A 20304-nucleotide genomic window follows, 5' to 3' on the forward strand; every position below is an offset into this window, starting at 1 on the left:
CAACGGCAAAATAGCGGCCCCACAGCAACGGAAACAAAAGGGCGGGAGGGTGACGCAGGTGGACTAAAGTTCACACTTGCCTCGCCCCGGCGTGTCTGACGCGTCGATTCCAGCAGCCTGCCCTTTTCCCATCGACTTCGTGTCAGCCCCCAAAAATCTCTCAGCCGGCCTCATCGTCGGCGCCATCGGCGTCGTCTATGGCGACATCGGCACCAGCGTGCTGTATGCCGTCAAGGAAGTGTTCGGCCACGGCCACGTGCCGTTCACCGTCGAGAACGTCTACGGCATCCTCTCGATGTTCTTCTGGACGCTCACCGTCATCGTCTCCATCAAGTACGTCGTGCTCGTGCTGCGGGCCGACAACGAAGGCGAGGGCGGCCTCGTCGCCATGCTGGCGCTGGCCTCCCGCGCGGTGGCCGACAAGCCCAGGCTGCGCCACCTGCTGCTGGTGGTCGGCATCTTCGGCACTTCGCTCTTCTACGGCGACGGGGTCATCACCCCGGCCATCTCGGTGCTCTCGGCGGTCGAGGGCCTGGAGGTGGTGTCGCCGCACTTCACGCACTACGTGATCCCGCTCACGCTGGTCGTGCTGTTCTGTCTCTTCGTGGTGCAGAAGCGCGGCACGGCGGGCATCGGCAAGTTCTTCGGGCCGATCACGCTCGTGTGGTTCCTGGCGATTGCCGTGCTTGGCGTGTCGCAGATCCTGCACCACCCCGAGATCCTGAAGGCGCTGAACCCGTTCTATGCGCTGAAGTTCATGTGGGACAACCCGGGCACCAGCTTCATCCTGCTGGGCGCCACCGTGCTGTGCGTGACCGGTGCCGAGGCGCTGTACGCCGACCTGGGCCACTTCGGCAAGAGCCCGATCCGCATTGCGTGGTTCTCGGTCGTGATGCCGGCGCTGACGCTCAACTACTTCGGCCAGGGCGCGCTGCTGCTGGAGAACCCCGAGGCGGTGAAGAACCCGTTCTTCATGATGGCGCCCGAATGGGCGCTCATTCCGCTGGTGCTGCTGGCCACGGCGGCCACGGTGATCGCGTCGCAGGCCCTCATCACGGGCGCCTTCAGCGTCACGCGCCAGGTCATCCAGCTGGGCTACCTGCCGCGCCTGAACATCGAGCACACCAGCGTGCGCACGGCGGGCCAGATCTACATTCCGCTGGTCAACTGGGGCCTGTTCGTGGCCATCGTTCTGGCGGTGGTCATGTTCCGCTCGTCGAGCAGCCTGGCCGCGGCCTACGGCATTGCCGTGACCACCGACATGCTGATCACCACGGTGCTGACCTTCTTCGTGATCCGCTACGCGTGGAAGCTTCCGCTGGCGCTGTGCATCGCATCGACAGCGGTCTTCTTCGTGGTCGACTTCCTGTTCTTCGCGTCGAACCTGCTCAAGCTGTTCGAGGGCGGCTGGTTCCCGCTGCTGATCGGCGGCTTCGTCTTCACGCTGATGATGACGTGGAAGGAAGGACGCCGTTTGATGGGCGAGGCGCAGCATGCCGACGCGATCGATCTGAAGTCCTTTCTCGACTCGGTGTTCGTGAGCCCGCCGGCGCGTGTCGACGGCACGGCGGTGTTCCTCACGGCCGAGCCGGGCACCGTGCCGAATGCGTTGCTGCACAACCTGAAGCACAACAAGGTGCTGCACGAACAGAACATGTTCGTCACCGTGCGCAACCACGAGGTGCCGTGGATTCCGATGGACAAGCGCATCGAGATCGAGGCGCTCGGCCACCACTGCTGGCAGATCATCGTGCACTACGGCTTCAAGAACGACATCGACCTGCCGCGCGCGCTCGAAAACGCGCGCATGCGCGGCTGCCAGCTGGAGCCGATGACGACCAGCTACTTCCTGTCGCGCGACGTCGTGATTCCGACGCTCGGCAGCGGCATGGCGCCGTGGCGCGAGAAGCTGTTCGCGCAGATGCACCACAACGCGAGCGGGGCGGCGGCGTTCCTGGGGCTGCCGAACAATGCGGTGGTGGAGCTGGGGTCGAAGATCGAAATCTGAGGCTCAGGCAGGGCGCCTCAGTCGAATTCTCCTGGGCGCTCCTTCGCGAGCCCTTCCACGTGCGAGGCGATCGCTCCCGGCGTGGTGAACCAGATGTCGCCCCGGTCGCGCGCCTGCGCCAGGTGCGTGAGTGCGGTGCGCAGGTGCCGCAGCCGATAGGGCTGGCCCACGATGTACGGGTGCAGCGCCAGGCCCATCACCAGCGGCTGCGTGCGCGACTGTTCGAGCATCTCCTCGAAGTTGTCGATCACCATCGAGCTGAAGTCCTTTGCGTCCATCAGGCGGCCGACGATCATCGGAATGTCGTTGAGCTCCTGCGGATATGGCACCGACCACAGCGAGCCGCCGCCGCGTGTGCGCATGCGCAGCGGCTGGTCGTCGTGGCACCAGTTGAGCGTGTAGCTGTAGCCGGTCTCGGCCAGCAGGTCGGGCGTGACGGCGCTTTCCGAGATCCATGGCGAGAGCCAGCCGGCGGGTGCCTGCCCGCTCTCGCGCACCATGCGTTCGCGGCAGCGCTGCAGCAGCGCGCGTTCGTGCACTTCGTCGAGCGCGCCCTGGCGTTCGGCATTGCTGTGGCCGTGGCCGATCAGCTCGTCGCCGCGCGCCACCAGCGCCTGGACCAACTCGGGGCAGTGGTCGTACAGCGCGGTGTTGACGAGCGCGCCGGTGGGCAGCGCGAGCGCGTCGAACAGCTCCAGGCAGCGCCACGCGCCGACGCGGTTGCCGTACTCGCGCCAGCCGTGGTTGAGCACGTCGGGTTGTGGCGAGGCCGGGCCGATGCATGCGCCCAGCCCGTCGCCGAAGGCGAAGTGTTCGACATTGAAGCCGATGTACACCGCCAGTCGCGCGCCGTTCGGCCACACGTAGTCGGGCCGCCGCGTGATGGGCCGGTAGTCGAAGCGGTCGTGTGTGGGAAGCCGGTCGGGCCAGCGCGTCGTCATGCCTGGGGCCTCATCACAGCACGGCGAGGCCGGCGCGCACCAGCAGCCATTCGGCGCTGTCGTTCCACACGTCCATCTGCACGATCAGGCCGTGGCGCACCACGTAGCGGTCGACATAGCGATTGCCTTCGAAGGCCGTGCCGTCGGGCCAGGCGCCGTAGAGCGTGCCGAGGCTGTAGACCACCGTTTCCTCGGGCGTGCCGCCGGCCACCGTTTCGGTGCGCTCGATCTTCTTCTTGACCCACGCATAGCGCTTCGCGTTGAAGGCGGAGGTGTCGCCGGGCGCCTGCATCGGGCGGTTGCCGGTGAAGCGGATGCGGATGCCGGGCGCGGTGAAGCGGGAGGCCGACTGCGGGTCGGGAATCATCACCAGGCGAAGGAACTCGTCGACCACGGCGGCGGGGTCGAACGCGGGGTTGCTCTGCTGCGAAACGGATGCGTCCACGGGGTTCTCCAATCTTGCTGGGCCATGGCGGTGCACGGCGGGATGTCGCGACTGGGTTCGTGCAATTCCCGTGCCTGATGGTTGACATTATGTAATTCAGATTGTTGACAATCTGGTGCTGCCGGCCTCCCGGCACAATCGCCCGATGCGATCCTTCAAGCCCGGCCGGACGCATGAAGAAAAGGCCCCGGCCGGCAAGGACATCGCCGCTTCCGGCAACATCGCGCCCGATATCCCGGTGGCAGCCGCCGCTCCCGGCACCGCAAGAAAGAACGCCTGATGAAAAACATCCTCTTCGTCGCCGATCCGCTTGATCATTTCAAGATCTACAAGGACACGACCTTCTCGATGATGCGCGAGGCCCAGCGCCGCGGCCACCGCATCGCGGCCTGCCTGCCGCAGGACATTCAGTGGAAGTCGGGCGGCGTGGTCACGGCCACGGTGCAGCAGATCACGCTGACCGGCGACCCGAAAGATTGGTACAGCGTCGACATCACCGAGGCCAAGGCGCTGAAGGACTTCGACGCCGTGCTGATGCGCAAGGACCCGCCCTTCGACGCCGAATACATCTACGCCACGCACCTGCTGGAGCAGGCCGAGCGCGAGGGCGCGCAGGTGGTGAACAAGCCGCGCGCGCTGCGCGACCACCCCGAGAAGCTCGCGATCATGGAGTTTCCGCAGTTCACCACGCCCACGCTGGTAACGCGCAGCTCGCAGGCCGTGCGCGACTTCCACGCCGAGCACGGCGACATCATCCTGAAGCCGCTCGACGGCATGGGCGGCATGGGCATCTTCCGCGTGCGGCAGGACGCGCTGAACCTCGGCTCCATCGTCGAGACGCTCAACAAGGACGGCGCAGAGACGATCATGGTGCAACGCTTCGTGCCCGAGATCGTGCAGGGCGACAAGCGCATCCTGATCATCGCGGGCGAGCCGGCGCCCTTCGTGCTGGCGCGTATTCCGCAGGGCACCGAGGTGCGCGGCAACCTGGCTGCGGGCGGCAAGGGCGTGGCGCAACCGCTGACCGCGCGCAACCGCGAGATCGCCGAGACCGTGGGCCGTGCGCTCGCGCCGCGCGGGCTGCTGCTGATAGGGCTCGACGTGATCGGCGACTCGGTGACCGAGATCAACGTGACCAGCCCGACCTGCTTCCAGGAGATCACCGAACAGACCGGCTTCGACGTGCCGGCGATGTTCATCGATGCGCTGGAAGAGACCCTGCGCACGCAGGGCCGCTGACGCAGCAGGTCAGAAGTCGATGGTGCCGCTCACCGCGAAGGTGCGTGGCGCGCCCAGCACCAGGTAGTTGCTGCCCTGCGTGCCGCCCACCGAGGCCCAGTACGACTTGTTGAACAGGTTGTCGATGCGTGCGCGCAGCGTGAGCGCGCGGCCGTTGCCGAGGTCGACCAGGTAGCGCGCGCCGATGTCGAAGCGCGTCCACGACGGTACCGACTGCGTGTTGGTGGCGTTGGCGTACTGCTTCGAGGTGTACAGCACGCGTGCGTTCAGCGACAGGTTGCGCACGCCGGGCACGTCCCATTCGGCGCCGAGATTGGCCTGCTGCTTGGCCACGCCGATGGCGGTGAGACCGTCGGTCGCGCCGCCTTGCGTGTTCTTCTGCTTGGCGTCGAGCAGCGTCAGGCCACCGAGCAAGCGCAGGCCCTTGGTGGGCTGGCCGAACACCGAGAACTCGAGGCCCTGGTTGCGCTGCTTGCCGTACAGGCCGTAGGTCTGGCCCGAGTAGTAGTAGGTGGGCTGGTCCGTGGTGAAGAACGCGGCGCTGGCGCCGAGCGTGCCGCCGTCGTACTTGACGCCGACTTCCTTCTGCTTGGCTTGGTAGGGCGCAAAGATTTCGCCGGCGTTGGTGACAGGACGGTTGTTCACCGTGGTGCCCGCGACGTTGCCCTTGACGAGGCCTTCGATGTAGTTGGCGTAGGCCGAGACAGTCGGCGTGATCTTGAACACGACGCCGGCCACCGGCGTGGTCTTGCTCTTGTCGTAGGTGCTCGTCTGCTTGAGCGTGGTGTAGGCGAAGCTGGTCTGCTCGATGGTCTGGCGACGCGCGCCGAGGGTGACGAGCAGGCGGTCGTCCATGAAGGACATGGTGTCGGCGATGGCCACGCTCGAGGTGTCGATCTTGTCGGTCAGGCGCGGGTCTTCCAGCGTGTTGCCGGTGAAGGCGTTGGCGACCGGGTATGCCGTTGCGTACGGTGCGTAGATGTTGTTGCGGATGGTGCCGCGCGAGATCGTGTACGCGTTGTCGCGGTCGTTGCTGTACTTGGCGACCGAGGCCACCACCGTGTGTTTCACCGGGCCGGTCGCGAAGTTGCCGCGCACGCCGAGCTCGGCGGTGCCGATGCGGTCCTTGCGGGTGTTGCTGAAGCGAGTGTTGCTGGTGTTGCCGAACGAGTCGGTGAGCGTGGGGTTCGACAGCACGTTGTCTTCGTCGCTGCGGCGCACGCCGCCGGCGGCCCAGGCCGTGATGTTGTCGGTGATGTCGACTTCGCCGCGGAAGGTGGCGAACTTGTCCTTTTCCTTCGAGTAGGTCCAGGGCTGGGCGAAGTTGGTGCGGGCGTCGGGCGCGCGGGGAATCGGCAGCGTGGACGAGGGCGTCAGGCTCGGGCGGCCGTCCTTCAGGTCGTAGTCCTGGTAACCGAAGTCGGCCGACAGGCGCACGTTGCGGTTGTGCCAGTCGAGGCCCACGCCGAAGGCGCTGAGCTGCTGGCTTTCGTTCTTCACGCCGGTGCCGCCTTCGCGGCGCACAGCGTTCACGCGAATGCCCAGGCTGTCGTCGGGACCGAAGCGGCGGGCCAGGTCGAGGTTGACGAAGCCCTGGCCGCCGGTCTGCACGCCGAAGCCGACGCGGGTGAGCGGCTCGTTGGGCGCGCGCTTGGGCAGCAGGTTGATCGCGCCGCCGATGCCGCTGCCGCCGGGCGCGGCGCCGTTCAGGAAGGTGTTGGCGCCGCGGAAGACTTCCACGCGCTCGAAGAACTCAGAGGCGATGTACTGGCGCGGCAGCATGCCGTAGAGGCCGTTGTACGAGACGTCATCGGAGTAGACGGGGAAGCCACGCACCACGTACAGCTCCTGGAAGTTGCCGAAGCCGCGCGCCTGGCGCACCGACGGATCGTTCAGCAGTACGTCGGCCACGCTCTTGGCCTGCTGGTCCTGGATCAGTTCGTTGGTGTAGTTGGTGCTGGAAAACGGCGTGCTCATCATGTCCTGGTTGCCCAGGATGCCGACCCGCCCGCCGCGCGCCACCTGGCCGCCCGCATAGGGCTTGGTCAGGCCTTCGGCGGATGCATCGGCGCTGGCTTCCACGGTCACCGTGGAGAGCGTGCCGCTGGCCGCTGCCGCAGCCGGCTCGGCAGTGGTGGTTTGGGCCAGGGCGGCCACGGTGTTGAGCGCGAGCAGCGACGCGACCACGGTTGGCCGGAGGAAGAAGCGGGGAGCGGACATGGACGATCCAGATAAGATGCAAATGAGAACGGTTATTGTTCACTCGATTGCATCCACCTGTTGATACTTTCTTGCAATGTTGCAAAAAAGTGTCAGTCGAAAGGCTTCACATCTGCGTCAGAACCCGGATCGCTGCCCGTCCACGAACACATGCAGCTCGCCCGGCGCGAAGGGTGTCCAGGTCTCGTTGGTGGTCAGCGGCGCGGTGACGACCACGGCCACGCGGTCGTTGGGCGTGGTGTGCTGCGCGAAGTCGATCTCCACGTCTTCGTCCGACAGCTGCGCGGTCACGAAGGGGTGGCGGCGCTCCACGTACCAGAGGTTGGTCGAGGCATGGGCCCACAGCGCCTGTCCGTTGGACAGCATGAAGTTGAAGGTGCCGTGGCTCGCGAGCTGTGGCGCCAGCTCGCGCAGCGTGAGCGTCAGCTCCTCGATGCTCGGCACGCCCGCATGCGACTTGGCCAGCTCCTGCATGATCCAGCAGAAGGCGTGTTCGCTGTCGGTGTTGCCCACCGGATGAAAGTTGCCGTGCAGCCGCGGGCGGAATTCCTTCAGATCGCCGTTGTGGGCGAACACCCAGTAGCGCCCCCACAGTTCGCGCACGAAGGGGTGGCAGTTCTGCAGGTTGACCTCGCCCTGAGTCGCCTTGCGGATGTGCGCCACGACGTTGCGGCTCTGGATGGGATAGCGCCGGATCAGCTCCGCAACCGGCGATTCGCTCGCCGGCTGGTGGTCGACGAAATGGCGCAGCCCGCGGTCCTCGAAGAACGCGATGCCCCAGCCGTCGGCGTGGTGGTCGGTGCGGCCGCCGCGTTGCGCGAACCCCGTGAAGCTGAAGGTCACGTCGGTCGGCGTGTTGCAGTTCATTCCTAGCAATTGGCACATGGCGCTATTAGAGCGCGAGTGCCGGCCGGCCGTGCGGCGGATCCGCTCGCCGCTCAGCGCACGAAGCGGCCCTCGGGCGTGACGCGCACCATTTCGATGAAGCGCGAGCCGGTGGTGTTGCCGGTCGAGAAATCGATGTCCATGCCGGCCAGGCGGAACTTGAGCGCGCGCAGCGTCGCATGCAGGCGGGCGCGCGTCAGGTCGCGGCCGGTGCGCTTGAGTGCCTCGATCATCACCAGCCCGTTCAGGTAGCCCTCGAAGCTGCCGTAACCCACCGGTACCTGTGCCCGCTCCGCCAGCCGGCGATAGTCGCGCGTCACCGTCTCCACCTCGCCCCAGGGATAGGGCATGACTTGCGAGATCGCGAGGCCGCCCGCCTGCAGGGCCACCACCTTGGCCGTGACTTCGCCCGGCACGATCGACATGCCGTAGAACATCGGCTTGCTGCCGGCGGCGTAGGTGGCCTTGATCACCTCGCCGGCCACGGTGCCGGCCAGGTACATCAGGATGGCCTGCGACTGGCTGTCGGCCAGCGCCTTGCCGGCGGCGGCGGCGTCGGAGCCGTCGCCCTTGGCGACCACCTTGGCCGTCGGCACCAGCTTGTGGGGGACCATGGCCGCCTCGATCAGCTTGACCGCCTCGGCGCCGCCGGGGTTGTCGAGGTGGGCGATCGCGATCTTGTTCACACCGATGGTCGCCAGGTGCTCGACCAGGGCCTGCGCTTCACGGGCGTTGCTGGCGCGCACGAAGTAAGCCGATCCCGCGACGCGTTCGCGCGCGCTGTCGCCCACGCCGTAGCCGCCCACGCTGGGCGCGCCGCTCTGCTGCAGCAGCTTGGCCGCGGCGGCCGTGGTGCCCGAGCCCACGCAGCCGAAGAAGGCGAACACGCGATGGTCGTTCAGCAGCTTGGTGTAGTTCTCTACCGCCTTGTCGGCCTTCAGCTCGTCGTCCAGCGCCACCATCTTGATCTTGCGCCCGTTCACGCCGCCCTGTTCGTTGACGGCATCGAACGCCAGCGCGGCACCGTTGTGCACGACCTTGATCTGCGATCCGAGCGGCCCGCTCAGCACGGCCGAACTGCCGAGCACGATTTCACTGTCGCTCACCCCCGTTTCGGCGGCTTGCGCGGAAGAGAGCCGAGCGAGCCCGGCGGCCGCCACGGCCGTCGAGGCGATAAAACTTCTGCGTTGCATGTAAGACCCATCCCAACTGATTTAACAAATTTTCACAATTAGAGACGATGGGTTCTTTTGTACTACTTGGTGCTTACCCTGACTGTGGCGGGCGGCGCAATTGCCACGCTGCGCAGATGGCCAGCGCGCAAAGGCCGGCGAGCATCGCGAAGACCTCGTCGAAGGCCGCGAGCCGCGCCGGGCTGGTCATCGGGTTGGCGAGCGAATCGCCGTGCGCCGCGAGACGCCACTCCAGCACGATCGCGCACAGGCTCACGCCAGCCGCGCCGCCCAGCATGCGCACGAAGTTGATGGCGCTCGCGCCCTGCGGGATCAGCGGCTTGGCCAGCGGCCGCATCGAGCCCAGGTTGAGCGAGGGCAGGATGAAGCCCAGCCCGATGCGCCCGATGATCGCGAAGGCCACCAGCAGCCACAGCGCGCTGTCGAGCCGCAGCACCATCATCAGCGCGAACGAGGCTGCCAGCAGCACGAGCCCGATCGTCACCAGCACCCAGGTCGGATGCTTGTCGGCCAGCCGGCCCACGCCGGCGATGGTCAGCGCCAGCACGATGCCCGCCGGCAGCAGGATGGTGCCCACGTGCGATGCGGAAAGGTGCAGCCCCACCTGCATGTACACCGGCAGCAGGTAGGTCGAGCCGAACAGCGCCGTGCCGTAGATGAAGGCGACCACGCTGCCCATCGCGAACTGCCGGTACTGGAAGAGCGCCAGGTTCATCAGCGGCGTGCCGCCCGAGGCCGCGAGTCGCCGCTGCCACCACACGAAGATGCCGAACGCCAGCAGCGCACCGGCCAGCAGCAGGCCCGCCTGCAGCGGTGAATCGCCGCGCAGCGCGACCAGCCCGTTCAGCAGGCACAGCGTGCCAACCGTGCCCAGCGCCAGCCCGCGCGCGTCGAGCCCGCTGCCGCGTACCGCGGCCACGCCGCCGGGCGCAGTCTTGGGCACGAACTTGTAGGCCAGCCAGAGCGAGGCCAGGCAGAACGGCACCACCATGAAGAAGATCGAGCGCCAGCCGAACAGATCGACCAGCACCCCGCCGATGCTCGGCCCGATGGCCGGCGCCAGCACCACGCCCATGCCGAAGATGCCGCTCGCACGCCCCTGCTCGTGCGGCTCGAAGGCGCGCAGGATGATGATGGCCGGAATGGGCTGCACGACCCCCGCCGCCAGCCCTTCGGCCACGCGCGCGAACAGCACCAAGGAGAAGTCGTTGGCCACGCCGCCCACGATGCCCCCCACCAGCAGCAACAGCATCGTGCCCACGTACGTGCGCCGGTAGCCATAGCGCGACAGCAGCCACGGCGTGGTGAGCATCGAGACCGTCATCGCCACCATGAAGCCCGAGCTCACCCACTGCGCGCGCTCCTGGCCGAGCGAGAAATGATGGCTCATGCCCGGAATCGCAACGTTGACGATGGTCGAGGACATGATCGACGCCATCGTCCCCACCATGACCGACAGCAGCAAGTACCAGCGGTAGCGTTCGCCATAGCGCTCGCGCAGCGAGCCGATGGAAGGCGGGGCCGGCGCGATCGCGGCTTCGGAAGTCTGTGGGGAGGTCATGGGGCGGCGGAATGTCTCGGGGTCCGTCGTCCTACAAGCATATCGGTCTTTGCACGGCCGGGACTGCGCGAGGCGGCCGCACAATGCATCCGCTGTCCCCTCCGCGTCAAGAAGATCAAGACAAGAACATGGACTCTTCACCCGACGAACAAGCCAATGCCCCGCAGGCTGCCATCGAGCCCGAAGGCGCGCCTACGCTTGCGGCCGAACTGGCCTCGCCGACCGTCAGCCGCGCCTATCGCTGCCAGTGCGGCCGCCCCGTCTTCCTGCGCAACAGCGAATGCCTGGCCTGCCACACGCCGCTCGGCTACGTGATCGACCGGCTCGGCGTCATGCCGCTCGCACCGGCCGTGGGCGGGGGCGCGCAGCCCGACACCTTCACCGTGTTCGGCGATCCGCACGGCAACACCTACCGCCGCTGCGCGAACCTCATGACGCCGGCCGCCTGCAGCTGGATGGTGCCCGCCGCGCGCGACGGCGAACAACTGCCTCCCGATACCCAAGGCCTTGCGCCGGGCTACTGCCTGGCCTGCAGCGTCACGCGCACCATCCCCGATCTCTCGCTGGAGAGCAACGGAGAACTCTGGCGCAAGCTCGAAACCGCCAAGCGACGGCTCATCTCGCAGCTGCTTGCGCTCGGTCTGCCGGTGGTGAGCCGCCATGTCGATCCCGTGCACGGCCTGACCTTCGACTTCCTCAGCAACATGCCGGGCGGCCCGCACGTGATGACCGGCCACCAGCACGGCGTGATCACCCTCAACGCCGAGGAGGCCGAAGACGCCGTGCGCGAGCGCATCCGCGCCGAGATGCGCGAGCCCTACCGGACGCTGCTCGGCCACTTCCGCCACGAGATCGGCCACTACTACTGGGACCTGCTGGTGCTGCCCACGCCGTGGATCGACGACTTCCGCGCGCTCTTCGGCGACGACCGCGCCGACTACGCCGCCGCGCTGCAGACGCACTACGAGCAGGGCCCGCCGCCCGACTGGGCCGACCGCTTCGTGAGCAGCTACGCGAGCACCCATCCGTGGGAAGACTGGGCCGAGACCTGGGCCCACTACCTGCACATGGCCGACACCGCAGACACGGCGATGAGCTTCGGCGTCGACGCGACCAACGTCGAGCTCACGAGCGACCTGTTCACCCTCGACGACCTGTGGCAGCCGGAAGATCCCGATGCCGGCAAGTTCCTGGACTTCATCAATGGCTGGGTGCTGCTCACCAACGTGCTCAACGAACTGTCGCGCAGCATGGGCCAGCCCGATTACTACCCCTTCGTGCTGCCGCGCGTGGCGGTGGGAAAGCTGCAGTTCATTCACCGCGTGATCACGCAGCAGCGGCCGGGTGATGCGCCGACGATGGTGGTGGCTGGCGATGTGGCCGACCCTGCACCCGAGCAGGTGCAATCACAGACGCAATCGCAAAGCTCCGGTCAGCCCTGAGGCGGCGACTCGCCCGTCGCGCAGCGCATGCAGATGCACGCCAGCCCGCGCATGTCTTCCGGCAGGTTCGTGAGCGGCGCCCTGCTGAAGTCGACCTGCATGCACCAGCAGGGTGGCTGCGTTTGCCCCGTCTCTCGTTCGATCTCCATCGCGCAGCGGTTCGGCTCGCCGCACAGCGGACAGCGCGTGGCGTCGATCAGGCCCGGGACTGCCGCCAGAGTGGTCATGCGATCTCGAAGGCCGGCAGCTTCTTCGGCACGGCCACGTTCTGCAGCGTCACGTACACCGGTAGCCCGCCGCTGTAGGCCGGGTAGTCCTCGCCCTCGATCAGCGGCAGCAGGTAGCGACGGCACTTCTCGGTAATGCCGTAGCCGTCGTCCGAAATGAAATCGCGCGGCATCGGCTTCTCGACGTTGGCGACGGATTCGAGCGGCGCGCTGCCGATGCGATAGGCATACGGCACGTCGGACGTGCGCTCGATGGTCGGCATCACCGCGTTGCGGCCTTCCAGCGCCAGCTCCACCGCGCGCTGGCCCAGCTCGTAGGCCTGCTTCACGTCGGTGGCAGAGGCGATGTGGCGCGCCGCGCGCTGAAGGTAGTCGGCCACGGCCCAGTGGAACTTGTGGCCCAGCGCTTCCTTGACCATCTGCGCCACCACCGGCGCGGCTCCGCCGAGCTGCGCATGGCCGAAGGCGTCGCGCGTGCCCTGCTCCGCGAGGAATGTGCCGTCGGGGTGATGGCAGCCTTCGGACACCACCACCGAGCAGTAGCCGTGCTGCTTCACCAGTTCATCGACACGTGCGATGAAGCGTGCCTTGTCGAATTCGATCTCCGGGAACAGCACCACCACCGGAATGCCCTGGTCCGCCGCCAGGCCGCCCGCCGCGGCGATCCAGCCCGCGTGCCGGCCCATCACTTCGAGCACGAACACCTTGGTCGACGTGGCTGCCATCGAGCGGACATCGAACGAAGCCTCGATGGTCGACACCGCCACGTACTTCGCGACCGAGCCGAAGCCCGGGCAGCAATCGGTCAGCGGCAGGTCGTTGTCGATGGTCTTGGGCACGTGGATGGCCTGCAGCGCATAGCCCAACGACTGCGACAGCTGGCTCACCTTGAAGCAGGTGTCGGCCGAATCGCCGCCGCCGTTGTAGAAGAAGTAGCCGATGCCGTGCGCCTTGAACACCTCGATCAGCCGCTCGTACTCGCGCCGATTCTTCTCCAGTGACTTGAGCTTGTAGCGGCACGAGCCGAAGGCGCCCGAAGGTGTGCTGCGCAGCGCTGCGATTGCTTCGGCAGTTTCGGCGCCGGTGTCGATCAGCTCCTCGGTCAGCGCGCCGATGATGCCGTTGCGCCCGGCGTAGAGCTTGCCGATGCGGTCCGGGTGCCGGCGCGCCGTTTCGATCACGCCGCAGGCCGACGCGTTGATGACCGAGGTGACGCCGCCCGACTGGGCGTAGAAGGCGTTGAGGATGGGCATGCGCGGGATTCTCCCGCAGCCCTAAGGCAGGCGCCAGTGCCGGCGTGTCAGGATGTCAGCGGCTCTCGAAGACAGGCGGCCGCTTCTGCAGGAAAGCACTCACGCCTTCGCGGAAGCTGGGGCGGTCGATCAGCTCGCGCTGGCGCTCGCTCTCGTAGTGCAGCTGCTCCTTCAGCGTGTGGTGCTCGGAGGCCTCGAAGGCTTCGCGCGCTTCGAGCACGGCATGCGCCGGCAGGCGGGCGAGGCGCTGCGCGATGCCCTTGGCTTCTTCCAGCAACTGCTCGTCGTCCACGCAGGCCCAGATCAGCCCCCACTGCACGGCACGCCCCGCGCCTACGCGCTCGTCGAGCAGGGCCATGCCCATCGCGCGCGCCCGGCCGGCGCGGCGCGGAATGGCCCAGGTGCAGCCGAGGTCGGGCACGATGCCGAGCTTCGGCAAAAAGGGCAGGTAGAAGTAGGCACTGCGTGCCGCGATGGTCACGTCGGCTGCCAGCGCCAGGCCCACGCCGGCACCGGCCGCAGGGCCATTGACTGCGGCAACTACCGGCACCGGCAAGCTGCGCAGCGTTTCGATCAGCGGGTTGCTGAGCTCCTGCATCCACTCGGCAGTCTGTGTGCCCAGTGACTTGTCTTTGTCGCCCGGCGCCATCGCGCTCAGGTCGGCGCCCACGCAGAAGGCCTTGCCGGCGCCCGTGAGGATCACGGCGCGCACCGAGCGGTCGTCGCGTGTGCGTTCCAGCGCATCACGCAGTTCGACCTGCAGGCCGTGCGCGATCGGGTTGAGCTTGGCGGGCAGGTTCAGCGTCAGCGTTGCGATGCCGTCGGCCTGTTCCTGGAGGATGAAGGGTTGTGTCGGTGCGTCGGGGCTCATGGGCATCGATGGTTCGGCGCCCATGGAGCACGGTCAAGCCGGGGACAACCCGTGGGGCAGAAGTCGCCAAGGCGACCATGCGCGCGAACGCGCGGGCAGTGGCATGGCCGCCGGCTGTGCGTCAGACACCGTGATGCACGACGGCTCCAGCGCCGACACCAGCACGCGCCGGTGGTCGGTGCTCTCGAAGCGGTCGCCGGGCTCCAGCACGATGTCGCGCGTATCGCGGTCGAGCGTGACCCACACCGAGCCGCTGCGGCACTCGATGCCCACGCCCGCGCCGTCGGGCACGGTGAAGACGGAACGTTTCGGCAGGTTGACGTGGAAGCGGGAGGTGTTGGAAGAAGAGGTGCTCATGGCAAGCTCCATTGCATTCGTGATACGAATGAATATAGTGAGCCGACCTCCCATTTGCACACGGTTATTCGGAACTCGTTGCATGCACCCAGAGAATGCGAAAGCCCCAGGCGCCATGAGCGGCGAGCTGCCGCCGCTCGAACTTCTGCGCAGTTTCGAGGCGGCCGCGCGCCGGCTGAGCTTCACGCTGGCGGCTGGCGAACTGCACCTGACGCAATCGGCCGTCAGCCGGCAGATCCAGCAGCTCGAAGCCAGCCTGGGCGTGCTGCTGTTCGAGCGCCGCCACCGCGCGTTGGCGCTCACCGAGGCCGGCGGCGTGCTGCAGCGAGCCGTTACCGACAGCCTGGAGCGGCTGCGCGACGCCACGGCGCGTGTGCGTGCGAGTTCGGCGCCGCGCCAGGTGGCGATCACCACCACGCCGGGTTTCGCGTCGATCTGGCTCATTCCCAAACTGGCGCGCTTCACCGGCAGCCATCCGCAGGTCGACGTGCGCGTGTCGGCCACGCTCGACGTGCTCGACCTGGAAAGCAGCCGCATCGACCTGGCCGTGCGCTTCGCGCCCATTGGCCGCGGCATCGGACCGGCGCTGTTCGAGGAGTCCGTCATCCCGCTGTGTTCGCCGCAGCTTGCCGCATCGCTGCGCCAGCTCTCGGACTTTTCGAAGCTCACGCTGCTGACCGTGGAATACCCCGACCACAGCGAAGCCCCGACCGCCGACTGGGAGCCTTGGCTCAAGGTGATGGGGCTGGAAGACCTGCGCATGAAGAGCACGCTGCGCTTCACGCAGTACGCCGATGCCGTGGCCGCCGCGGTGGCGGGGCAGGGCGTGGTGATCGGCCGGCTGCCGTTGCTGAGCGAACTGGTGCGCGATGGCCGGCTCGTGGCGCCGCTCGGCGAAGGCGCCGCATCGCACCGCGGCTATTTCATCGAGATGTCGAGGCGCGCCGCGGGCAACCGCGACGCGCAGGACTTCGCGCAGTGGCTGCGCGACGAAGCCGAGGCCGCGCAGCGAAGCTGACCGACGATCAACCCGGCAGCAGCACCTTGTTGACGACGTGGATCACGCCGTTCGACTGGTAGACGTTGGCGATCGTCACCATCGCCGTGCCGCCCTTGGCGTCGGTCACCATCACGTTGCTGCCGCTCATCGTCGCGGTCAGCGTGCCGCCGCTCGCGGTCTTCAGCGTGGCCTTGCCGCCGCCTGCGTTGATGGCGCTCATGAGCGCCGGGCCGTCCATCCTGCCGGGCACCACGTGGTAGGTCAGCACCTTGGTCAGCGTGGGCTTGTTCTCGGGCTTGAGCAGCGTGTCGACAGTGCCGGCCGGCAGCGCGGAGAAGGCCGCGTTGGTCGGTGCGAACACGGTGAACGGGCCGGGGCTCTTCAGCGTGCCGACCAGGTCCGCGGCCTTCACTGCGGCCACCAGCGTCGTGTGGTCCTTCGAATTCACGGCGTTGTCGACAATGTCCTTCGTCGGGTACATCGCGGCGCCGCCGACCATCGGGTTCGTCGACGACATGCCGCCGCTGCTGCCGCCCATGCCGCCCGCGCAAGCGCCGAGCAGGACCGAAACGCCGACTGCAATCATGAGTTTTTTCATTGAAGGCTCCTGAAAAGAATGGTTCTTGAAGTTCTCTGCGGAAACCGCCGGCAGCTCGGAGGCGCGATGCGCTTGAGTCGAATACGGCGCGGCCGCGCAACTGGATTCACGCGTCGGCTTTGCGCCACAACCGCGCGTGCGGCGCTTGCGCATCACGAGCGCGCTCGACAGAATCCGCCCTTCGTTTTTCAGCAACAGTTTCTTTTCACCGCGCCTGGCGACGACCAACCTCCCGGGCGACAAACCAATTCAATGAACCGTTTCCTGAACACCTGACCCGCACACCGACCGCCCCGGCCGGACGTGCATCCACGCATCCGCCGAGGCCCGTCGACAAAGGCCCCGCGCAGCCATTCGCCGGGGCCTTTTTGTTTTTTGGAGTGTGTGCACATGAGTGCTCAACGAAAGGCCCGCGACGACGACAAGCGTCTGGGCCGGTTCTATTTTTCGGTGCCGACTACGGCACCCCGCAATCCAGTGGTGGCCGCGATGGCGCGCGGCGAATCGAGCCAGGGCGCAGGACGTCACCTGCGTACGCACCGCGCGGAACGGCGTGCGCAGAAGGTGGCGCTGCAGAAGGCTGCGCGCAGCCTGGGCGGGAGGGGCGACGATGCGTGAAGACATGGACAAGGTCATCGTCGAGCGGCCGCGAGGCGGCTGGCGCGTGCAGGGAGATGGGCGCAAGTGGCGCAACAGCAAGGACCGGGGGTCGCACCTGGGCATGAAGCGTGGCCATGCCCACCCGAAGTGGCTCAGCGAAAACCTCGCGCCGCTCAAGCGCTGGTTGCACAAGCAGGTACACCGGCCGTGGGACAAGGTGTACGCCGAACTCTGTAGCGGCATTGACCGCCGCAGCACGGTGCAGGCGCACATCTTCGAGCACATCGACGGCTTCGTGGAGCGCAGGGCCGAACTGCGCGACGGCCAGGTGTGGGTGCCTGCCGAGCGGTGGCGGAGCCGCCTTCGCACGCTACTGAGTGAAGCGGCACATGTGGAACTCTTCGTGCATCCGGTCACCGGCATCCTGCTGCCCAACCGGCGCCTGCATGAAGCGCGCAAGGCGCAGAAGCTGGCTTATCGCGCTGCGCGGAGCAGGCCACCGGCCGGCAAGGCGCCTGTCTTTCATGTGATCGACGAGGTCACGCTCGCGCCGCTGCCCGAGTTGCGGCGGACGATGCTCGATGTGACGTACTACGACGTGTTGCGCCGCTGCCCGGTCACGCGGCGCGGCGGTTGCGAAAAGCCGGCCTTCGGTTCAGCCGATCATCGGGAGATGTATGGGCGCGATCATGTGTACGCCTCCGCCATGCGCAGACTCAGCCAATGGGAGGTGCGAAAGCGTTTTGGCTGATCGCCGGCGGCGTGCTGATGCTGGCGATCAAGCGCTAGCCAGCTCGCGCCGGCGCCCGCGGCAGCACGAGGAACGCAATCGTGCCCGCGGCCAGCATGCCCGCCACCGTGAGGAACACCGCGCGGTACGGCTCGACCTCATGCGCCACAGCCCACGATGCGGCCACGCCGGTCGTCCACTGCATCAACGAGACACCGAGGAACATGGCCATGTTCATCAGCGCCATCGCGCGCCCCGTCATGGCCGCCGGGTAAGCGTTCTTGGTGTACGCGTACTGCAGCACGCTGTAGCCGGACAGCAGGCCATAGATGATCGGCAGGCCGATGTCCACCATGCGCGAATGCGTGAGCGCCATCGCGCCGAACATCAGCGTACCGGCGAACGCGCAACCCATCATCCAGCGCGTGCGCCGCGCGCCGCCCGGGTCCATGCGGCCGAACAGCATCGGGCTGATCATGCCGGCGACGGTCATCACCAGTGCGACGTTGCCGCTGGCCACCAGCGAGAGGCCGTGGCGGTCGTGCAGCACCGGGCCGAGCCACAGGCCTCGCAGCGTGATGAATGCCGCGTACGACACGCAGGCGAAGCACACCAGCCCCAAGGTGTGGGGCATCGCGAACAGCGGCAGCAGTTCGCGCACGGCCTTGCGCAGCGACTGGCGTTCGGCCGGTTCGGGCTGCGGGTTCGCGCGCGCGGCGGGCTCGCGCACGCGCCAGAAAATGACCAGCCACGAGAGCACCGCGAATGCGGCCAGCACCGCGTAGCCGGCGCGCCAGGACGCAGCCTCGATCAGCAAGGCCAGCGGCGTGCCGGTGAACAGGATGCCCATGCCGGCCATGCTCATCACCAGCCCCGACATCGCGGTGAAGCGCGAGGCATCGAAATGCCGCGCGATGAACACCGTGCAGGCTAGGAACGCCGGCGCGCAACCGACGCCGATCAACGCCTGCCCGAGCAGCAGTGCGTGGAAGTTCGGCGCCACGGCGCACAGCGCTGCGCCAGCGACGGCCAGGGGAAAGGTTGTCAGCACCGTGCGGCGCACGCCGAAGATGTCGATCGACACGCCCATAGCGAGCTGCATGATCCCGAAGGCGAAGTGGAAGGTGCCTGCCCACATGCCGAGTTGCTGGGGCGTCAGGCCGAAGTAGCCACTGAGGGGCGTGGCCATCATGGCGCCAACGGTGCGGAAGGCCTGGCTCAGGGCGAAAGCGGTGGCGAGGGCGATCAGCATCGCGGTGGTCGAGTCGGACCAGCGGAAAAAGCGTGAGCTGGAGCCGGGGTTGCCGGTGCGCTCCGCGGGCTTGGATGCCGCGTTCGGGTTCATGGGGCGAGAGGCCAGGAAGGATGGGCGACCTGGATGCTAGTTGATCATGGAGCGCGCGTAGTCGCGGCGGCGACGCTTTGTGCGCATTCGACTGAGCATGACAGGTACCCCCATAATTTCCAGACAACTCTTCAGAGCTTCGCATTGCCAACGCCCTCCACCTCCCCCAGTACCCGCACGGCAAAGGGTGCGCCAGCCGCGCAGCCGCTTTTCAGCCGTGTGCGCGAGATCCTGGATGCTGCACGTGCCGGTGTAGCGCGTACGGTCAACACGACACAGGTCGCGGCCAACTGGTTGATCGGACGCGAGATCGTCGAGGAAGAGCAGCGAGGGCGGCGCCGAGCGGGCTATGGGGCCAAGCTGCTTGCCGATCTGTCGACCCGCCTGAATGCCGAGTTTGGTCGCGGCTATTCCGTGGACAACCTGGAAGCGTTCAGGCAGTTCTATCTGGACTATCCGCAACTGATTTCCGAGACGGCGTCTCGGAAATCGACCGCACCGCTGGTGCTGCCTCTTCAAGCCAGTTCCGAGACGCCGTCTCGGAAATCCGATGGCGGCACGGACTGGTGCCCCGGATCGCTGCACCCGTCTCTTTCGTGGAGTCACTACCGCCAACTCTTGCGTGTGACGAGGCCGCAAGCGCGTGCCTTCTACGAGATCGAAGCGATCCGAAGCGCGTGGTCCGTGCGTGAGCTCCAGCGCCAGACGGCCAGCCTGCTGTACGACCGCCTGGCCAAAAGCAAGGACAAGAGGGGGTTGATGCGATTGGCAACTCACGGCCAGGAGGTGATGCAGCCGCTCGATGCCTTGAAAGACCCGGTAGTCATTGAGTTCCTCGGCCTGCCGGAGTCCCCGAGGCTGGTCGAGTCCAAGCTGGAGCAGGCGCTCATCGACAACCTGCAAACCTTCCTGCTCGAGCTGGGCAAGGGCTTTGCATTTGTGTCGCGTCAGGAGCGCATCACCATCGACGGCGACCACTTCTACATCGATCTGGTCTTCTATCACGCAGTGCTCAAGTGCTATGTGCTCATCGATCTCAAGGTCGGCAAGCTGACTCATGGCGACCTCGGTCAGATCCAGTTCTATGTGAACTACTACGACCGCGAGCGTCGCACTGAAGGCGACAACCCGACTTTGGGCGTGATCCTTTGCCCGGACAAGAACGATGCCGTGGTGAAGTACACCTTGGGCGAGCAGCAGGAGCGCAATATCTTCGCCAGCCGCTACCAGTTGCACCTGCCGACCGAGCAGGAACTCGAACGAGAGTTGCGCCGGGAAATCCGGCAGTTATCCATGACGCCGCAGCTCAAGAGGGCCTCCAGGAAGAAAGCGCCGGGCGCATAAAAAACGGCACCCGAAGGTGCCGTTTGTGTGGCTTGGCTTGCTTTG

General features: G+C 66.8%; 20 protein-coding genes. 8 read left to right on the forward strand and 12 right to left on the reverse strand.

Annotated features, from left to right (window positions below; translation table 11 throughout):
• Window positions 1-139: 139 nt before the first annotated feature.
• Window positions 140-2008, forward strand: a complete 1869-nt coding sequence (locus BLV60_RS10445) for a potassium transporter Kup (RefSeq protein ID WP_093054026.1) — start codon at window positions 140-142, stop codon at window positions 2006-2008.
• 17 nt (window positions 2009-2025) lie between these two features.
• Here BLV60_RS10445 and BLV60_RS10450 read toward each other — a convergent pair whose 3' ends face one another.
• Both BLV60_RS10450 and BLV60_RS10455 read right to left on the reverse strand, forming a co-directional pair.
• Window positions 2026-2949, reverse strand: coding sequence for a polysaccharide deacetylase family protein (locus BLV60_RS10450; protein WP_093054028.1), 924 nt, complete (start codon window positions 2947-2949; stop codon window positions 2026-2028).
• A 13-nt stretch (window positions 2950-2962) separates the two neighbouring features.
• Window positions 2963-3394, reverse strand: coding sequence for a hypothetical protein (locus BLV60_RS10455; RefSeq protein WP_093054264.1), 432 nt, complete (start codon window positions 3392-3394; stop codon window positions 2963-2965).
• A gap of 145 nt (window positions 3395-3539) precedes the next feature.
• Here BLV60_RS10455 and BLV60_RS34635 point away from each other — a divergent pair, with 145 nt between their 5' ends.
• Both BLV60_RS34635 and gshB read left to right on the forward strand, forming a co-directional pair.
• Window positions 3540-3674, forward strand: a complete 135-nt coding sequence (locus tag BLV60_RS34635) for a hypothetical protein (protein ID WP_256328954.1) — start codon at window positions 3540-3542, stop codon at window positions 3672-3674.
• The gene (gshB, locus tag BLV60_RS10460; protein ID WP_093054030.1) at window positions 3674-4633 is read left to right on the forward strand and encodes a glutathione synthase; all 960 of its coding nucleotides are present in this window, start codon (window positions 3674-3676) and stop codon (window positions 4631-4633) included. The genes BLV60_RS34635 and gshB overlap by 1 nt, the downstream gene beginning before the upstream one ends.
• 9 nt (window positions 4634-4642) lie before the next feature.
• On the opposite strand, the gene BLV60_RS10465 is transcribed toward gshB, so the two are convergent.
• From BLV60_RS10465 to BLV60_RS10480, 4 genes are all read right to left on the reverse strand, one after another.
• The gene (locus BLV60_RS10465; RefSeq protein ID WP_093054032.1) at window positions 4643-6853 is read right to left on the reverse strand and encodes a TonB-dependent receptor; all 2211 of its coding nucleotides are present in this window, start codon (window positions 6851-6853) and stop codon (window positions 4643-4645) included.
• A 117-nt stretch (window positions 6854-6970) separates the two neighbouring features.
• On the reverse strand, window positions 6971-7738 hold the full coding sequence (locus tag BLV60_RS10470) for a class II glutamine amidotransferase (RefSeq protein WP_093054034.1): 768 nt from the start codon (window positions 7736-7738) through the stop codon (window positions 6971-6973).
• Window positions 7739-7791: 53 nt separating this feature from the next.
• Window positions 7792-8931, reverse strand: a complete 1140-nt coding sequence (locus BLV60_RS10475; RefSeq protein ID WP_093054036.1) for an ABC transporter substrate-binding protein — start codon at window positions 8929-8931, stop codon at window positions 7792-7794.
• Window positions 8932-9004: 73 nt separating this feature from the next.
• Window positions 9005-10492, reverse strand: a complete 1488-nt coding sequence (locus BLV60_RS10480; protein WP_093054038.1) for a DHA2 family efflux MFS transporter permease subunit — start codon at window positions 10490-10492, stop codon at window positions 9005-9007.
• Window positions 10493-10620: 128 nt separating this feature from the next.
• Here BLV60_RS10480 and BLV60_RS10485 point away from each other — a divergent pair, with 128 nt between their 5' ends.
• Complete coding sequence (locus BLV60_RS10485; protein ID WP_093054266.1) at window positions 10621-11934, forward strand: zinc-binding metallopeptidase family protein; 1314 nt, start codon at window positions 10621-10623, stop codon at window positions 11932-11934.
• On the opposite strand, the gene BLV60_RS10490 is transcribed toward BLV60_RS10485, so the two are convergent.
• From BLV60_RS10490 to BLV60_RS10505, 4 genes are read right to left on the reverse strand one after another with little or no spacing between them, the layout of a single operon-like run.
• Window positions 11925-12161 (reverse strand): cysteine-rich CWC family protein, encoded by a 237-nt coding sequence (locus tag BLV60_RS10490; RefSeq protein WP_093054040.1) that lies wholly within the window; start codon window positions 12159-12161, stop codon window positions 11925-11927. The genes BLV60_RS10485 and BLV60_RS10490 overlap by 10 nt on opposite strands.
• On the reverse strand, window positions 12158-13414 hold the full coding sequence (locus BLV60_RS10495; RefSeq protein WP_093054042.1) for a 6-phosphofructokinase: 1257 nt from the start codon (window positions 13412-13414) through the stop codon (window positions 12158-12160). Before BLV60_RS10495 ends, BLV60_RS10490 begins: the two co-directional genes overlap by 4 nt.
• 55 nt (window positions 13415-13469) lie before the next feature.
• Window positions 13470-14285 (reverse strand): enoyl-CoA hydratase-related protein, encoded by an 816-nt coding sequence (locus BLV60_RS10500; protein WP_093054268.1) that lies wholly within the window; start codon window positions 14283-14285, stop codon window positions 13470-13472.
• 33 nt (window positions 14286-14318) lie between these two features.
• Entirely contained in the window at window positions 14319-14642 is a 324-nt protein-coding gene (locus tag BLV60_RS10505; protein WP_093054270.1) for a DUF2917 domain-containing protein, read from the reverse strand.
• 82 nt (window positions 14643-14724) lie between these two features.
• Here BLV60_RS10505 and BLV60_RS10510 point away from each other — a divergent pair, with 82 nt between their 5' ends.
• Complete coding sequence (locus BLV60_RS10510) at window positions 14725-15660, forward strand: LysR substrate-binding domain-containing protein (RefSeq protein WP_093054044.1); 936 nt, start codon at window positions 14725-14727, stop codon at window positions 15658-15660.
• 7 nt (window positions 15661-15667) lie between these two features.
• On the opposite strand, the gene BLV60_RS10515 is transcribed toward BLV60_RS10510, so the two are convergent.
• Complete coding sequence (locus BLV60_RS10515) at window positions 15668-16240, reverse strand: fasciclin domain-containing protein (protein WP_093054272.1); 573 nt, start codon at window positions 16238-16240, stop codon at window positions 15668-15670.
• A 390-nt stretch (window positions 16241-16630) separates the two neighbouring features.
• Between BLV60_RS10515 and BLV60_RS10520 the strand changes: the two genes are divergently transcribed.
• Window positions 16631-16858, forward strand: a complete 228-nt coding sequence (locus tag BLV60_RS10520; protein WP_093054046.1) for a hypothetical protein — start codon at window positions 16631-16633, stop codon at window positions 16856-16858.
• 4 nt (window positions 16859-16862) lie between these two features.
• Window positions 16863-17591: a hypothetical protein gene (locus BLV60_RS10525; protein WP_256328958.1), complete on the forward strand. Its 729-nt coding sequence runs from the start codon at window positions 16863-16865 to the stop codon at window positions 17589-17591.
• Between the two features lie 34 nt (window positions 17592-17625).
• On the opposite strand, the gene BLV60_RS10530 is transcribed toward BLV60_RS10525, so the two are convergent.
• Entirely contained in the window at window positions 17626-18915 is a 1290-nt protein-coding gene (locus BLV60_RS10530; RefSeq protein WP_093054050.1) for an MFS transporter, read from the reverse strand.
• Window positions 18916-19059: 144 nt separating this feature from the next.
• Here BLV60_RS10530 and BLV60_RS10535 point away from each other — a divergent pair, with 144 nt between their 5' ends.
• Window positions 19060-20259, forward strand: coding sequence for a PDDEXK nuclease domain-containing protein (locus BLV60_RS10535; RefSeq protein WP_256328959.1), 1200 nt, complete (start codon window positions 19060-19062; stop codon window positions 20257-20259).
• Window positions 20260-20304 lie beyond the last annotated feature (45 nt).

This window comes from Variovorax sp. YR634, assembly GCF_900106655.1.
In the GTDB taxonomy this organism is placed as follows: domain Bacteria; phylum Pseudomonadota; class Gammaproteobacteria; order Burkholderiales; family Burkholderiaceae_C; genus Variovorax.

Bases quoted from the DNA above. Each gene is read 5' to 3' on its own strand.
- BLV60_RS10490 (WP_093054040.1), bottom strand. From the start codon at position 12,161: ATGACCACTCTGGCGGCAGTCCCGGGCCTGATCGACGCCACGCGCTGT.
- BLV60_RS10470 (WP_093054034.1), bottom strand. From the start codon at position 7,738: ATGTGCCAATTGCTAGGAATGAACTGCAACACGCCGACCGACGTGACC.
- gshB (WP_093054030.1), top strand. From the start codon at position 3,674: ATGAAAAACATCCTCTTCGTCGCCGATCCGCTTGATCATTTCAAGATC.
- BLV60_RS10530 (WP_093054050.1), bottom strand. From the start codon at position 18,915: ATGAACCCGAACGCGGCATCCAAGCCCGCGGAGCGCACCGGCAACCCC.
- BLV60_RS10485 (WP_093054266.1), top strand. From the start codon at position 10,621: ATGGACTCTTCACCCGACGAACAAGCCAATGCCCCGCAGGCTGCCATC.
- BLV60_RS10505 (WP_093054270.1), bottom strand. From the start codon at position 14,642: ATGAGCACCTCTTCTTCCAACACCTCCCGCTTCCACGTCAACCTGCCG.
- BLV60_RS10500 (WP_093054268.1), bottom strand. From the start codon at position 14,285: ATGAGCCCCGACGCACCGACACAACCCTTCATCCTCCAGGAACAGGCC.
- BLV60_RS10510 (WP_093054044.1), top strand. From the start codon at position 14,725: ATGCACCCAGAGAATGCGAAAGCCCCAGGCGCCATGAGCGGCGAGCTG.
- BLV60_RS10515 (WP_093054272.1), bottom strand. From the start codon at position 16,240: ATGAAAAAACTCATGATTGCAGTCGGCGTTTCGGTCCTGCTCGGCGCT.
- BLV60_RS10520 (WP_093054046.1), top strand. From the start codon at position 16,631: ATGAGTGCTCAACGAAAGGCCCGCGACGACGACAAGCGTCTGGGCCGG.
- BLV60_RS10465 (WP_093054032.1), bottom strand. From the start codon at position 6,853: ATGTCCGCTCCCCGCTTCTTCCTCCGGCCAACCGTGGTCGCGTCGCTG.
- BLV60_RS10495 (WP_093054042.1), bottom strand. From the start codon at position 13,414: ATGCCCATCCTCAACGCCTTCTACGCCCAGTCGGGCGGCGTCACCTCG.
- BLV60_RS10450 (WP_093054028.1), bottom strand. From the start codon at position 2,949: ATGACGACGCGCTGGCCCGACCGGCTTCCCACACACGACCGCTTCGAC.
- BLV60_RS34635 (WP_256328954.1), top strand. From the start codon at position 3,540: ATGCGATCCTTCAAGCCCGGCCGGACGCATGAAGAAAAGGCCCCGGCC.
- BLV60_RS10480 (WP_093054038.1), bottom strand. From the start codon at position 10,492: ATGACCTCCCCACAGACTTCCGAAGCCGCGATCGCGCCGGCCCCGCCT.
- BLV60_RS10475 (WP_093054036.1), bottom strand. From the start codon at position 8,931: ATGCAACGCAGAAGTTTTATCGCCTCGACGGCCGTGGCGGCCGCCGGG.
- BLV60_RS10525 (WP_256328958.1), top strand. From the start codon at position 16,863: ATGGACAAGGTCATCGTCGAGCGGCCGCGAGGCGGCTGGCGCGTGCAG.